The sequence below is a fragment of the Mesorhizobium sp. WSM4306 genome (assembly GCF_007003975.1).
Classification (GTDB): Bacteria; Pseudomonadota; Alphaproteobacteria; order Rhizobiales; family Rhizobiaceae; genus Mesorhizobium.
Genome location: NZ_VFTC01000006.1, coordinates 1 through 13,016 on the forward strand (window position 1 = coordinate 1; position 13,016 = coordinate 13,016).

A 13,016-nucleotide genomic window follows, 5' to 3' on the forward strand; every position below is an offset into this window, starting at 1 on the left:
GTCCTTCAGCAAAGAATACCCAGACCCGTTTTTTAACTTTTGACTGGAGGTCAGAAAATGAACATCAAGAGCCTTCTTCTCGGCTCCGCTGCGGCCCTGATCGCAGTTTCCGGTGCGCGCGCCGCCGACGCCGTCGTCGTCGCCGAGCCGGAACCGGCTGAATACGTCAAGATTTGCGACGTTTACGGCTCGGGCTACTTCTACATCCCCGGCACCGAAACCTGCCTGCGCATCGGCGGCTATGTCCGCTACGACATCGGCGTCGGCGACGTCGGCTCGTTCGATGGTGCCAGGTCCTTCGACCATAAGGACGGCGACGAGCAGGATACCTTCTACAAGAACGCCCGTTTCACGCTGAAGACCTGGACCGGCCAGGAAACCGAGCTCGGCACCTTGAAGACCTACACCGAGACCCGCTTCAACTTCGGCAACCGCAACGGCTACCCGTCGGCAGACGATCCGGCAACGGAAGCAGATGAATTCAACTCCAACCCTGCCGGCAACAAGAACGTTTCGCTGAACTTCGCCTGGATCCAGCTCGGTGGCCTGCGCGTCGGTAAGGACGAATCGGCCTTCGATACGTTCATCGGCTACGCCGGCAACGTCATCCAGGATACGCTGGTCCCTTACGGCGATTTCGACACCAACGTCGTCCAGTACTATTTCGACGCGGGCAACGGTTTCTCGGCCGTGGTCTCTCTCGAAGAAGGCTCGGGCACCGTCGGCACCATCGACAGCTACGTTCCGCATGTCGTCGGCGGCGTGAAGTACACGCAGGGCTGGGGCGCCATCACTGGCGTCGTCGCTTATGACAGCAACTACGAGGAAGTCGCCGGCAAGGTTCGTTTGGACATCACCCCGATGCAGAACCTGTCGCTCTTCATCATGGGCGGCTACGGCACCGACGACAATTTGACGGATTCGAACTACGCGATCGACGCCGGTGGCCGCGGCTTCTACAAGCAGTGGGGCGGCAACTGGGCATTCTGGGGTGGTGGCACCTACACCATCAACGAGAAGACCTCGTTCAACCTCCAGGTGTCGTATGACGACTGGAAGAACCTCGGCGTCGCCGCGAACATCGCCTACGATGTGGTTCCCGGCTTCACGGTCACGGCCGAAGTCGACTACCTCAATGCAGGCAAGTTCGACGACGCCGACTTCTCCAACTTCACCAACGCCGACAAGAAGAGCAGCGTCGGCGGTCTCCTCCGCTTCCAGCGCTCGTTCTAACAGGCAGAGCCTGACTCAAAATCGAACCCGGCGGGCAACCGCCGGGTTTTTCTTTTGAAGCATCCTTCGCCGTAGTGATTGGGTGATTGGGCTGCGGTGCGGACCTTCAGAAGTTGGAAGCTCAACCGGCGGCTAGATCATAGAGCCGTGACCACCTGTGCCGATTTCGTCTTAGGTGTCCTGGCCACTATTTCCAGATGCGTCAGAACTTGCACCAACTGACCCAGCACGCTAGCAAGAAGGCCCATTTTCTCGTGAGCCCTATGATGCGCCAGCGCCCTGCTCTCACGCCGCTTGTCGGCGCGCTTCCCTCGACGGTGCCGTTTGTCGGTCCGGAGGCGCAGGAGCGTGAGCGCGGCCGCCCGTTTCGTGCTCGCATCGGTGCCAATGAGAGCAGTTTCGGGCCTTCGCCGCGCGTCATTGCGCGCATGGAGAGCGTCGCGCGTGACCAGTGGATGTATTGCGACCCCGACAATTACGATCTGAAGCAGGCCGCGGCTCACCATCTCGGCGTTAGTGCCGAAAACGTGGTGGTGGGCGAAGGCATAGACGGGCTGCTCAGCCTGGTGGCGCGCATGTATGCGGCGCCCGGCGACGCGGTGGTCACCTCGCTCGGCGCCTATCCGACCTTCAACTTCCACATCGCCGGCGTCGGCGGCCGGCTGGTCACGGTGCCTTACAAGAACGATCGGGAAAGCCTGGATGGCCTGCTGGCTGCGGTCGCCAGGGAAAAAGCGCCGCTGGTCTATCTCTCCAACCCCGACAATCCGATGGGCAGCTGGTGGGACGCAAGCGAGATTACCCGCTTCATCGAAGCTTTGCCGGAAACCACCATGCTGGTTCTCGACGAGGCCTATGGCGAGTTGGGGCCGGCCTCGGCGCTGCCGCCGATCGATGTCGCGCGACCCAATGTCATCCGCATGCGCACCTTCTCCAAGGCCTACGGGCTGGCCGGCATTCGCTGCGGCTACGCGTTGGCGGAGGCTGAGGTGATCCGCGATTTCGAGAAGATCCGCAACCATTACGGCGTCAGCCGCATGGCGCAGATCGCCGGCGTCGAGGCGCTTGCCGACCAGGACTGGCTGCGCAGCGTGGTGGCACGGGTCGCTGCCGGGCGCACACGCATCGCCGGGATTGCCGAGACAAATGGACTGAAGCCGCTGCCGTCAGCGACCAATTTCGTCACCATAGACTGTGGCCAGGACGGCGCCTTCGCGCTGAAGGTGCTGCAAAACCTGTTGTCGCGCGACGTCTTCATCCGCAAGCCTATGGCGCCAGGGCTCGACCGGTGCATCCGGGTCAGCGTCGGCCTCGATCATGAGCTCGACATCTTTGCCGAGGAACTGCCCGGCGCGCTGGCGGCAGCGCGCGGGAACTAGACCGGCCGCTGCCATCGCCACGTGGCGGCGGGCACGACGCTGCGTGCGAACCAGCCGGCAGACCGGCATCACCTTGCAGCCGGCAGAGCCCGCGATTCCTTGCCGCTACCACCGAGCAGCCGCGTGACCCGCTTCAGCGCATCTGAAAGCTCGGCGGCTTCATCATCGGCGAGGCCGGCTGTCAGACCGGCGAGATCACGATCCGCCGCCGCCTGAAGTGTGGCCAGCGTGGCACTGCCCCGGGCCGTCAGCGACAGGATCCGCTGGCGCCGATCGTCCGGGTCGGCACGCAGTTCGATCAGGCCTGCGGCCATGAATTTCCTCAGGATCCGCATCAGATGGGCCGGCGGGAGCTGGAGTTCGCCGGCAAGGACCGATGCAACCGGCGCAAGGCCGAGATGGAACGCCCTTGCCAAAAATCCCGATTCGCCGCCGGGGCCAGCAAAAACGTCAGCTGGCCGGTGGCCGAGTTCGAACAGCACCCTGGCTTCGACCAAAGTGTAAGCGCTCTGCGCCAGCGTCTCATCGAGCAGCCCGACCAGGCACGTGTAGAACCTGTTGAAGCCGCGCATCTCGGCGATCAACGCATCTCGATCGGCTGGCATGTCGGGCACCTTTCCCAGAAGATTTCCGCAGTGCCCGATCTTCATCGAATTAGTTGATTTCGTCAACTATTTGCTGGACGATGCCATTCATCTCGAAGGTGTGAGCTTGGTTCCCGTCGATTCAGCAACAATCCAGCCGTTCAAGCCTGTTGCTTTCGTTCGATCCTGCGCCAGACTCTGTGCATAGGAGATAACGATGGATGACCAGCAAAAGGCGGTACAGGCGCGCGTCCACGGCAATGTGCAAGGCGTCGGCTACCGGGTGTGGGCGCGACGCGAAGCGATAGAGCTTGGCCTCGTAGGTTGGGTTCGCAATGAACGGGACGGCACCGTGACGGCCTGGATTGCCGGTGGCGATGCCGCGATTTCGACAATGATCGAACGGCTACGGCAAGGACCAAGCGGAGCTTCGGTTTCAAAGGTCGAGACCGAGGAATTCGAACTCCGCGACGCCCCCGTCGACTTTCGGATCATCGCATAGACGATACGATTCCCGGCTGCCCACTTGAATTAATTGAACGTTCGTTTTATTCTTGCGCGACATTGGGAGGCATTCATGGCGCGCACCACCGGATCCGATGGTGAAAAGACGGAAGCCGCCGTCCGCGAGGCGGCGGTCAGCCTGATCGCACGCTTCGGCTACGAGGCGATGTCGATGCGCCAGCTCGCCGCCGAAGTCGGCGTCCAGGCGGCCGCGCTCTACCGCTATTTCCCTACCAAGGAAGACCTTCTGTTCACGCTGATGCGCGAGCATATGGAAGGGCTGATCAAAGCTTGGGACGCCGCACGTCCCGATGCCGCCGATCCGACGACGCGGCTGGCCGCCTATGTCGAAAACCACATCGCCTTCCACATCGAGCGCCGCCATTCCACCCATGTCTCGAACATGGAATTGCGCAGCCTGTCGCATGACCGGCTGACGCAGATCCTGCGCATGCGCACCGCCTATGAGAAGGAGTTGCGCGTCATCCTGCGCGACGGCACGGAGGCCGGCACCTTCAGCATCGACGACACCGGGCTCACCGCCATGGCGCTGATCCAGATGATGACCGGCGTCATCGTCTGGTTCCGGCCGGGCGAGCGGCTGTCGATGGCTGAAGTCACAGCGACATATCTTTCAATGACAATGCGCCTGGTTGGCGCGAAGATCGTTTCCTACGGCGCCGCGCGTCCTTTGGGACGTGCTAAGGACGCTGTAGCATTTTGATTTCGCGCATGATCCCTTTCCGAAAATCGAAGTCGATTTTCGGGGTCATGCGGCAGGAGGAACGGCATGTACACGAACACGCTCAGCTTCGGGCATGACGAAGACATCGAGGCGCTGCGCGATCTGGTGCGCCGCTTTGCCCAGGAGAAAATAGCGCCGATCGCCGCCGAGATCGACCGCAGCAATCAATTCCCCATGCATTTGTGGAAAGAACTCGGCGCGCTCGGCCTGCTCGGCATCACCGCCGATCCCGATTTCGGCGGCAGCGGCATGGGCTACCTCGCCCATGTGATCGCGGTGGAAGAGATTTCCCGCGCCTCGGCGTCGGTCGGCCTCTCCTACGGCGCCCATTCGAACCTCTGCGTCAACCAGATCAACCGTTGGGCGACACCGGCGCAGAAGGAGAAATATCTGCCAGCGCTGTGCTCGGGTGAAAAGGTCGGCGCGCTGGCAATGTCGGAATCCGGCGCCGGCTCCGACGTCGTCTCGCTCAAGCTGCGCGCCGAAAAACGCAACGACCGCTACGTCCTCAACGGCTCGAAGATGTGGATCACCAACGGCCCCGACGCCGAAACGCTGGTGGTCTACGCCAAGACCGATCCGGAACGGAAATCGCGCGGCATCACCGCCTTCATCGTCGAGAAACAGATGGCCGGGTTTTCGGTGGCCCAGAAACTCGACAAGCTCGGCATGCGCGGCTCCAACACCGGCGAACTGGTGTTCGACAATGTCGAGGTTCCCTACGAAAATTTGCTGCATGAGGAAGGTCGCGGCGTCGAAGTGCTGATGTCCGGCCTCGACTATGAGCGCACCGTGCTTGCCGGCGGGCCGATCGGGCTGATGGCGGCGTGCCTGGATGTCGCGATCCCCTATGTGCATGAGCGCAAGCAGTTCGGCCAGCCGATCGGCGAGTTCCAGTTGGTGCAGGGCAAGCTGGCCGACATGTATTCGACGATGAGCGCCGCGCGCGCCTATGTCTATGCGGTGGCGGCTGCCTGCGATCGCGGTCAGACGACGCGCAAGGACGCCGCCGGCTGCGTGCTGTTTGCGGCGGAGAAGGCGACGCTGATGGCGCTCGACGCCATCCAGCTGCTTGGCGGCAACGGCTACATCAACGAGTATCCGACCGGCCGGCTGTTACGCGACGCCAAGCTCTACGAGATCGGCGCCGGCACCAGCGAGATCCGTCGCTGGCTGATCGGACGCGAAATCATGGCGGAGGGGGTTTAATGCGCGCGGGTTCGTACCTTGGTCGAGCCCTCGTCGACACGCTTGCGGGCGACCTCGGAAAGCGTGTCCGATATCCACTGGTTGATCGACTTGCCATCGCTGGCGGCCGCCTTGCCCAGCAAGGCGTGGATTTCCGGCGTGGTGCGCAAGGCGAGCTTGCCGGAATAGGGCTTCTGGGGCTCCGTGCCGCGCTCCTTGCAGAAAGCAAGGTAGTCGTCGACGCTTTCTTGAAATGCCTTCACCAGATCGTCCGCGTTTGCAGCTTCGAAAGTGACGATGTCGCGGATGCCAAGAACACGACCGTGGAAGACCATATCCTCGTCATCGAACTCGATCGATCCAGCATAACCCTTGTAAAGCTTCATGGTGCCAATCCAACGTTTGTCAGAAACTCACGGATGTCCCTGATTGCCCACCGCCTGGTGTCAGGCGATGGGTGGGGCCGATGGAGGAACAGCGTCTGGCCCGATATGGTAAACCGAACCCGCGAACCACTCCCCTCCGAAACGTCAGCGCCAAGCGCCACCAGCAAGGCCTCGACATCCCGCCATCTGATTGAGCCGCTGACCGGATTGGTGAAGATCCTTTCCGGCGTCTGCCGGTGCGCGGCTTTCATTGTTTTTCGCCCTCCCCTTCGAATACCTTAGCGGTGGCTCCTGTTGGGTCAGGGCGAGAGCCCGAAGTGATACTAAAATATGATATCATACGAGGCTCGTCAATGCCCACTCTCACTTCTCAGATCTCGCCCTCCTCCGAAACCTTCCGCGCTAATGCCGAGCGCATGCGGGCGCTGGTTGCCGACATCGCGGACAAGTCAGCCAGCGTCGAGCGCGGCGGCTCGGACGAGGCGCGCGAGCGCCATGTTTCGCGCGGGAAACTGTTGCCACGCGAGCGGCTGGCGCAATTGCTCGACACCGGCTCGCCCTTCCTCGAGATCGGCCAGTTCGCGGCATGGTCGATGTATGGCGAGGAGATTTCCTCGGCCGGCATGATCGCCGGCGTCGGCCGTGTTGAAGGAACCGAAGTGATGGTCGTCGTCAACGACGCCACGGTGAAGGGCGGCACCTATTACCCGCTGACGGTGAAGAAGCATTTGCGGGCGCAGGAGATCGCGCTGCAGAACAATCTGCCTTGCATCTATCTGGTCGACAGCGGCGGCGCCAATCTGCCCAATCAGGACGAGGTGTTCCCCGACCGCGAGCATTTCGGCCGCATCTTCTACAACCAGGCCAATATGTCGGCGGCCGGCATCCCGCAGATCGCCTGCGTCATGGGCTCGTGCACGGCAGGCGGTGCCTATGTGCCGGCGATGTCGGACGAGACGATCATGGTGCGCAACCAGGCGACCATTTTTCTTGGCGGCCCGCCGCTGGTGAAAGCTGCCACCGGCGAAGACGTCAGCGCCGAGGATCTTGGCGGCGCCGATGTGCACACCAGGTTGTCCGGTGTCGCCGACCACTACGCGCTGGACGACGAACATGCGCTGGCCATCTGCCGGTGCATTGTGAAAAACCTCAACCGGCGCAAGAGTGTAAGCCTGACCTTACAGAAGCCCACGCCGCCACTTCACGACGCGCGGGAACTCTACGGCATCGTGCCGACCGATCTGCGCCAGCCCTATGATGTGCGCGAGGTGATTGCGCGCGTTGTCGACAGCTCCGATTTCGACGAGTTCAAACAGAATTACGGCACCACGCTGGTCACCGGCTTTGCCCATCTCCAGGGCATGCCCGTCGGCATCGTCGCCAACAATGGCGTGCTGTTTTCGGAAAGCGCGCTGAAGGGCGCGCATTTCATCGAGCTGTGCTGCCAGCGCAAGATTCCGCTGATCTTCCTGCAAAACATCACCGGCTTCATGGTCGGGCGAAAGTACGAGGCCGGCGGCATCGCCAAGGACGGCGCCAAGCTGGTGATGGCGGTCGCTACCGCGCGCGTGCCGAAGGTGACGATGATCATCGGCGGTTCGTTCGGCGCCGGCAATTACGGCATGTGCGGGCGCGCCTATTCGCCACGCTTCCTGTGGATGTGGCCAAACGCCCGCATTTCGGTGATGGGCGGCGAACAGGCAGCAACCGTGCTGGCGGTGGTCAAGCGCGAGGGCATCGAGCGCAAGGGCGGCGAGTGGAGCGCGGACGAGGAAGCAAAATTCAAGAAGCCGATCCTGATGAAATACGAGCATGAGGGCCATCCGCTCTATTCCTCGGCACGGCTGTGGGACGACGGCATCATCGATCCGGCGAAAACCCGCGAGGTGCTGGCGCTCAGCCTGTCGGCCGCGCTCAACGCCGACATCGAAGAAACGAAGTTCGGCGTATTCAGGATGTGAGATGAGCACACTCGGCCAACGCATCAGCATCCACACAGGCGACATCACCAGGCTTGCGGTCGATGCCATCGTCAATGCCGCCAATTCCTCGCTGCTTGGCGGCGGCGGTGTCGACGGCGCCATTCACCGTGCGGCCGGTCGTGAGCTCGAATTCGAATGCCGGATGCTGAATGGCTGCAAGGTCGGCGACGCCAAGATCACCAAGGGCTACAAGTTGCCGGCGCGCTACATCATCCACACGGTCGGGCCAGTCTGGCAAGGCGGCGGCAAAGGCGAAGCCGGACTGCTCGCTTCCTGCTACCGCCGGTCGCTTGAAATTGCGCATACTCATGATTGCCGGACGGTGGCGTTTCCGGCGATCTCGACCGGCATCTACCGTTATCCGAAGAATGAGGCGGCAGGCATTGCCGTCGGCACGACAAATGACTTCCTACGACAGAATGCCCTGCCCGAGACCGTTGTTTTCTGCTGCTTCGATGACGAAACCGCTGAACTATACCGATGCGCCGTTGCTGGCCTTGATAAGCGCTGAACTTGATGACCCAACAGATTTCTTCCCACCTGCAAATGCGAATTTCCACCAGCGAACTGGCGGGCGTGCAAAATATTCGCTACTGCTCGTCTCGAATTGGGCAATTGGGGTTGGGTGAACATGAATCTGAAATATTGTCGCAAGTCGATCATCTCGATACTTGCAGGACTTCTAATATTTGTGGCGCCTGGCGCCAGCGCAGCAGCGTCGCTGGCGGGAAGCAAGGGCGAGGTTCGCTTCTGGCCGGACTTGCCGAAAAACCCAAAAGACCCCTGCACCAAGGCTTACAATGCCTATGTCGCGGCCGGCGGCCATTCGGCCTATGCGACCACACCGTATATGCGGGTAACGTCGTTATACATGATCTGCGGCTCGCGCGTGAACGCGCCGTCCCAAAAGGCTGCCGAAGACGCGGCCTTGAAATCCTGCCAGGCAGGCCGCAGCAAATGGAAAGTCACTACCGGAGGCGCTTGCGAAATCGCGGCGTCCAAGTAGGCGGAAGCTATTCACCACAGGTTTTTGACAACACCCTGATGCCATCGCAGGGTGTGGTGAGGGCTTGCGGGAAACGGGGCGCAAAGCGGCGGCGCCTAAGGCAAACGCTGGAGGCTCCATGTTCGCCAAGATCCTGATCGCCAATCGCGGCGAGATCGCCTGCCGGGTGATCCGCACCGCGCGCAGGCTCGGTGTGCGCACCGTCGCCGTCTACTCCGACGCCGATGCCAAGGCCCTGCATGTCGAAATGGCCGACGAGGCGGTGCATATCGGCGCTTCGCCCGTCGGCGAAAGCTATCTGCGCGGCGACAAGATTGTCGCGGCCGCGCTGGCGACAGGCGCTGAAGCAATCCACCCCGGCTACGGCTTTCTCTCGGAAAACCCCGACTTCGTCGACCAGGTGGTGGCGGCAGGGCTTACCTTCATCGGCCCGTCGGCCACTTCGATCCGCGCCATGGGTCTGAAGGACGCGGCCAAGCGGCTGATGGAGAAAGCCGGCGTGCCGGTGGTGCCGGGCTATCATGGCGAGGCGCAGGAGATTGTGCTGCTCGCGTCCAAGGCGCGCGAGATCGGCTATCCCGTGCTGATCAAGGCGCGCGCCGGCGGCGGTGGCAAGGGCATGCGCCGCGTCGAGCACCCCGACGATTTCTCCGAGGCGCTGTCGGGTGCACGGCGCGAGGCCAAGGCCGCGTTTGGCGATGACCGCGTGCTGGTCGAAAAATATGTCGACAAGCCGCGCCACATCGAAGTCCAGGTGTTTGGCGACAATTTTGGCAACGCCGTGCATCTGTTTGAGCGCGACTGCTCAGCACAGCGCCGCCACCAGAAGGTGATCGAGGAAGCGCCAGCGCCCGGCATGACACCGGCGTTGCGCAAGGCGATGACGGAAGCGGCGGTGAAGGCTGCCAAGGCGATCAGCTATTCGGGCGCCGGCACGATCGAATTTATCGTCGACGCCTCGCAAGGGCTGAAGGCCGACCGGTTCTGGTTCATGGAAATGAACACCCGCCTGCAGGTCGAGCATCCCGTCACTGAAATGGTCACAGGCACCGACCTGGTCGAGTGGCAGTTGCGGGTGGCCAGCGGCGAAAAGCTGCCGAAGACGCAGAGCGAGATAACGCTGTCCGGCCACGCCTTCGAGGCGCGCATCTATGCCGAGGACGCGATGAAAGGGTTTCTGCCGGCGACCGGCACGCTGCATCATCTGGCGTTTCCCGACAGCGCTCCCGAAGGCGCCACGATGCGCATCGAGACCGGCGTGCGGGCCGGCGATGCGATCTCGCCCTTCTACGATCCGATGATCGCCAAGCTGGTCGTCCACGCCAAGGACAGGCAAGCGGCGCTCGACGCGCTCGGCACAGCGTTGTCGCGGACCGAGATCGCCGGCTCGACCGTCAACACCGCCTTTCTCGCAGCACTTGCCGCCGACACCGACTTTTCCGCCGGCGACGTCGATACCGGCTTGATCGGAAGGCATCAGGAAGCGCTGACCACGGTCGCCCCACCGAGCGGCGAGATCGTTGCCGCGGCAGCCCTTGCCGCGGCCGGCGCCGGTGCGTTGCCGCCATCGGACGATCCGTGGTCGTCGCTTGCCGGCTATGCGCATTTCCACACTGTTGCGCGGCGCACACGCCTGCGTCATAGCGAGGACGATATACTGGCGCGCGTTTCAGTGCGGCCGGACGGGCGCTTCGAGGTGGCGCTGGAAGCGCCCTATGACAGCGTCAATTCGCACGATCTTCGCGCCGCCCCTCGTGTTGCGCGCTGGCCAGGCCACGTGACCGTGTTCGAAGGCGCGGTCGGCTACAGTTTCCTCGTTCCGGATCCGCTGGCGCGAATCGACGAAGCCGCCGCTGCGTCCGGCAGTCTGCGCGCGCCAATGCCGGGTCTGGTCAAACTGGTGCGCGCGGCAAAGGGCGAGACCGTGACCAAGGGCCAGCCGCTGCTCATCCTGGAAGCGATGAAGATGGAGCACACGATCGCGGCCAGCCATGACGGCGTCATCGCCGAGATTGCATCGGAAGGCGCGCAGGTCACCGACGGAACCGTGCTGGTGCGCTTCGTTGAAGAGGCTGCATAGCCGGCTGGAGGCTCGAACAAAAATGGCCGGGCAAGCCCGGCCATTTCACGAGTATGTGGACGATTACTGCGCGATAGGCGCGTATTTGCCGTCATGCCACTGGTTGATGTCGTAGCTGGCGTTCTTCAGATCGCCCTTCTCGTCGAAGGTGACCTCGCCGACCACGGTGCTGAACGGCGTACCGTTCTTCAGTGCTTCGGCGACCTTGACCGGATCGTCGGTTCCGGCCCGCTTGATGCCCTCTGCAAACGCCTGAACGACGGCGTAGGAGAACAGCGTGAAGCCTTCCGGCACGAAGCCACCGGCCTTGATCTTGGCGATGGCGTCCTTGGCTTCCGGCTTAGCCTGCGGGTCGGATGGGAAGACGAACATGGTGCCTTCGCCGGCGGGGCCAGCGACCTGCCAGAATTCCGGCGAGGCAATCGAGTCCGGCATGATGAGCTGGAACTTGACGCTCTGCTCGGCAGACTGGCGCAGGATCAGCCCGGCTTCGGGGTGATAGCCGCCGAAATAGACGACATCGGCCTTGAGGTCCTTCAGCTTGGTGACGAGAGCCGAATAGTCCTTCTCGCCGGCATTGATGCCTTCATAGTCGACTTCCTTGAGGCCGCCGGCATTCATCGTCGCCTTCACGACATCGGCCACGCCCTGACCGTAAGCGCTCTTGTCATGCAGGATGACGATATTCTTGCCGGCATATTTCTTGGCGATCCACGGGCCGATGAAGGCGCCTTGCGCGTCGTCACGCGTGTAGAGACGCATGATCGTCGGCCAGCCGGCCTTGGCGGCGGCGTCGGTCAGTTCGGGATTTGAAGAGGCCGGGCTCATCATCAGCGCTCCGGCCTCGGCGTAGACGGCGGAGGCCGGGATGCTCGAACCTGAACAGGCATGGCCGTCAATAAACTTGACGCTGTTGGCAACGATGCGGTTGGCCACCGAAACCGCCTGCTTGGGATCGCACTGGTCGTCCTCGATGTCGAGCTTGATCATCGAGCCGTTGACACCGCCGGCGGCGTTGATCGCGTCGGCGGCTGCCGTTGCGCCCTGCTTGAACTGATCGCCGATCGTGGCGAGCTGTCCGGTCATCGGGCCGACCACCGAAATGGTGATGTCATCGGCAAAGGCAACCGGGGCGCTCATCATCAAGCCGAATACGGCCGCGCTCAAAATACCCATTTTTTTCATGGTGATAGAACTCCTCCCACACTCGCGCAGCCGCTCTGGCCGCGCTTCTTTCAGAAGGCGGGACAATTTCATCCTTCACTGGGCCTGTCTAGGCGCATCGGCGCCACTCGATTGGGCCTCATCAACGCAAAAAGCCACGCCAGCCTTGTTCCGGCCGGTCGTGGCTTTTTTGCTCTTAGAGCAGTCCCCATGCGCCCCCGCGCCACGAAAACCTGCTCGCCGTCCCCATTGTGCATGGCTGGACCGTGTCGGCCTGCCGCGTTCTTGTTCTTCATTGTCGACCGTCTTGTCGCGGCCTTGTTATTTCACCGGTTCCGGCCGTCTTTTGCGGTCTTGATCCCGGGGCTTCCCTGTTTCGATAGTCTGCTTGCGATCTCAGTGCATGGTCATCCATTCGCGGGCTTCGCGCAGCGCCCTGGCGATCTCGACCTTGGACATTGCGGCCGACAGTTCCGAGCGCAGTTCGGCGGCGCGGACCGAGCCCTTGATGGCGGCGATGTTGAACCATTTGTGGGCGGCAACGACATCGGTCTCGCAATCGCGGCCGGTCGCATACATCATGCCCAGTTCGAAAAGAATGTCGGCCTGGGCAGTTGCCCCCATGGCGCCGAAGCCGGCTTCAAGCATTTCAAAACGTGCCATTTTAGTCCCCTGTCTGGCTCCCGAGAGCGGGCCTTTTCTGTCCCCCGGTGTCCCCTGGGGAGCCGCTCCTTCGATGCTTTCGAGAATGAAGCCGAGCCTTGA

14 protein-coding genes are annotated in these 13,016 nt (G+C 62.3%); 9 read left to right on the plus strand and 5 right to left on the minus strand.

All coding sequences use genetic code 11. The features are described from left to right. The first annotated feature begins 57 nt into the window (after positions 1 to 57). Positions 58 to 1,233 carry a porin gene (locus tag FJV77_RS09635; protein ID WP_142866582.1) on the plus strand — a complete coding sequence of 392 codons (1,176 nt, stop codon included), beginning with the start codon at positions 58 to 60 and terminating at the stop codon, positions 1,231 to 1,233. A gap of 266 nt (positions 1,234 to 1,499) precedes the next feature. Beyond that, complete coding sequence (locus FJV77_RS09640) at positions 1,500 to 2,612, plus strand: pyridoxal phosphate-dependent aminotransferase (protein WP_142866775.1); 1,113 nt, start codon at positions 1,500 to 1,502, stop codon at positions 2,610 to 2,612. A 68-nt stretch (positions 2,613 to 2,680) separates the two neighbouring features. On the opposite strand, the gene FJV77_RS09645 is transcribed toward FJV77_RS09640, so the two are convergent. Further along, positions 2,681 to 3,217, minus strand: a complete 537-nt coding sequence (locus FJV77_RS09645) for a MarR family winged helix-turn-helix transcriptional regulator (protein WP_142866583.1) — start codon at positions 3,215 to 3,217, stop codon at positions 2,681 to 2,683. A gap of 196 nt (positions 3,218 to 3,413) precedes the next feature. On the opposite strand from FJV77_RS09645, the gene FJV77_RS09650 reads away from it, so the two are divergent. The 3 genes from FJV77_RS09650 (at position 3,414) to FJV77_RS09660 (ending at position 5,654) form a co-directional block, all read left to right on the plus strand. Continuing rightward, entirely contained in the window at positions 3,414 to 3,698 is a 285-nt protein-coding gene (locus FJV77_RS09650) for an acylphosphatase (RefSeq protein ID WP_142866584.1), read from the plus strand. Between the two features lie 75 nt (positions 3,699 to 3,773). After that, positions 3,774 to 4,424, plus strand: a complete 651-nt coding sequence (locus FJV77_RS09655; RefSeq protein WP_142866585.1) for a TetR/AcrR family transcriptional regulator — start codon at positions 3,774 to 3,776, stop codon at positions 4,422 to 4,424. Between the two features lie 66 nt (positions 4,425 to 4,490). Next, on the plus strand, positions 4,491 to 5,654 hold the full coding sequence (locus tag FJV77_RS09660) for an isovaleryl-CoA dehydrogenase (protein WP_142866586.1): 1,164 nt from the start codon (positions 4,491 to 4,493) through the stop codon (positions 5,652 to 5,654). On the opposite strand, the gene FJV77_RS09665 is transcribed toward FJV77_RS09660, so the two are convergent. Together FJV77_RS09665 and FJV77_RS09670 are read right to left on the minus strand one after the other, a co-directional pair. Continuing rightward, positions 5,651 to 6,019, minus strand: coding sequence for a type II toxin-antitoxin system HicB family antitoxin (locus FJV77_RS09665; RefSeq protein WP_142866587.1), 369 nt, complete (start codon positions 6,017 to 6,019; stop codon positions 5,651 to 5,653). The genes FJV77_RS09660 and FJV77_RS09665 overlap by 4 nt on opposite strands. After that, positions 6,016 to 6,270 carry a type II toxin-antitoxin system HicA family toxin gene (locus FJV77_RS09670; RefSeq protein ID WP_142866588.1) on the minus strand — a complete coding sequence of 85 codons (255 nt, stop codon included), beginning with the start codon at positions 6,268 to 6,270 and terminating at the stop codon, positions 6,016 to 6,018. Before FJV77_RS09670 ends, FJV77_RS09665 begins: the two co-directional genes overlap by 4 nt. A 102-nt stretch (positions 6,271 to 6,372) precedes the next feature. Between FJV77_RS09670 and FJV77_RS09675 the strand changes: the two genes are divergently transcribed. The 4 genes from FJV77_RS09675 (at position 6,373) to FJV77_RS09690 (ending at position 11,087) form a co-directional block, all read left to right on the plus strand. Then, a complete protein-coding gene (locus FJV77_RS09675; protein WP_142866589.1) occupies positions 6,373 to 7,980 on the plus strand; it encodes a carboxyl transferase domain-containing protein in 1,608 nt (535 codons plus the stop codon). Position 7,981: 1 nt separating this feature from the next. Then, positions 7,982 to 8,512: an O-acetyl-ADP-ribose deacetylase gene (locus tag FJV77_RS09680; protein ID WP_142866590.1), complete on the plus strand. Its 531-nt coding sequence runs from the start codon at positions 7,982 to 7,984 to the stop codon at positions 8,510 to 8,512. A 120-nt stretch (positions 8,513 to 8,632) separates the two neighbouring features. Then, complete coding sequence (locus FJV77_RS09685) at positions 8,633 to 9,007, plus strand: hypothetical protein (RefSeq protein WP_142866591.1); 375 nt, start codon at positions 8,633 to 8,635, stop codon at positions 9,005 to 9,007. Between the two features lie 118 nt (positions 9,008 to 9,125). Beyond that, complete coding sequence (locus FJV77_RS09690; protein WP_142866592.1) at positions 9,126 to 11,087, plus strand: acetyl/propionyl/methylcrotonyl-CoA carboxylase subunit alpha; 1,962 nt, start codon at positions 9,126 to 9,128, stop codon at positions 11,085 to 11,087. Positions 11,088 to 11,150: 63 nt separating this feature from the next. Here the strand turns inward: FJV77_RS09690 and FJV77_RS09695 are convergent, their stop codons facing one another. Both FJV77_RS09695 and FJV77_RS09700 read right to left on the minus strand, forming a co-directional pair. Next, positions 11,151 to 12,272 carry a branched-chain amino acid ABC transporter substrate-binding protein gene (locus FJV77_RS09695; protein ID WP_142866593.1) on the minus strand — a complete coding sequence of 374 codons (1,122 nt, stop codon included), beginning with the start codon at positions 12,270 to 12,272 and terminating at the stop codon, positions 11,151 to 11,153. A gap of 375 nt (positions 12,273 to 12,647) precedes the next feature. Then, the gene (locus FJV77_RS09700; RefSeq protein WP_006331108.1) at positions 12,648 to 12,914 is read right to left on the minus strand and encodes a sel1 repeat family protein; all 267 of its coding nucleotides are present in this window, start codon (positions 12,912 to 12,914) and stop codon (positions 12,648 to 12,650) included. Between the last annotated feature and the right edge of the window lie 102 nt (positions 12,915 to 13,016).

Excerpts from the sequence above, each read along its gene's own strand:
- FJV77_RS09695 (WP_142866593.1), bottom strand. The coding sequence starts at position 12,272 with ATGAAAAAAATGGGTATTTTGAGCGCGGCCGTATTCGGCTTGATGATG.
- FJV77_RS09645 (WP_142866583.1), bottom strand. The coding sequence starts at position 3,217 with ATGCCAGCCGATCGAGATGCGTTGATCGCCGAGATGCGCGGCTTCAAC.
- FJV77_RS09700 (WP_006331108.1), bottom strand. The coding sequence starts at position 12,914 with ATGGCACGTTTTGAAATGCTTGAAGCCGGCTTCGGCGCCATGGGGGCA.
- FJV77_RS09685 (WP_142866591.1), top strand. The coding sequence starts at position 8,633 with ATGAATCTGAAATATTGTCGCAAGTCGATCATCTCGATACTTGCAGGA.
- FJV77_RS09680 (WP_142866590.1), top strand. The coding sequence starts at position 7,982 with ATGAGCACACTCGGCCAACGCATCAGCATCCACACAGGCGACATCACC.
- FJV77_RS09690 (WP_142866592.1), top strand. The coding sequence starts at position 9,126 with ATGTTCGCCAAGATCCTGATCGCCAATCGCGGCGAGATCGCCTGCCGG.
- FJV77_RS09655 (WP_142866585.1), top strand. The coding sequence starts at position 3,774 with ATGGCGCGCACCACCGGATCCGATGGTGAAAAGACGGAAGCCGCCGTC.
- FJV77_RS09670 (WP_142866588.1), bottom strand. The coding sequence starts at position 6,270 with ATGAAAGCCGCGCACCGGCAGACGCCGGAAAGGATCTTCACCAATCCG.
- FJV77_RS09665 (WP_142866587.1), bottom strand. The coding sequence starts at position 6,019 with ATGAAGCTTTACAAGGGTTATGCTGGATCGATCGAGTTCGATGACGAG.
- FJV77_RS09640 (WP_142866775.1), top strand. The coding sequence starts at position 1,500 with ATGCGCCAGCGCCCTGCTCTCACGCCGCTTGTCGGCGCGCTTCCCTCG.
- FJV77_RS09635 (WP_142866582.1), top strand. The coding sequence starts at position 58 with ATGAACATCAAGAGCCTTCTTCTCGGCTCCGCTGCGGCCCTGATCGCA.
- FJV77_RS09650 (WP_142866584.1), top strand. The coding sequence starts at position 3,414 with ATGGATGACCAGCAAAAGGCGGTACAGGCGCGCGTCCACGGCAATGTG.
- FJV77_RS09660 (WP_142866586.1), top strand. The coding sequence starts at position 4,491 with ATGTACACGAACACGCTCAGCTTCGGGCATGACGAAGACATCGAGGCG.
- FJV77_RS09675 (WP_142866589.1), top strand. The coding sequence starts at position 6,373 with ATGCCCACTCTCACTTCTCAGATCTCGCCCTCCTCCGAAACCTTCCGC.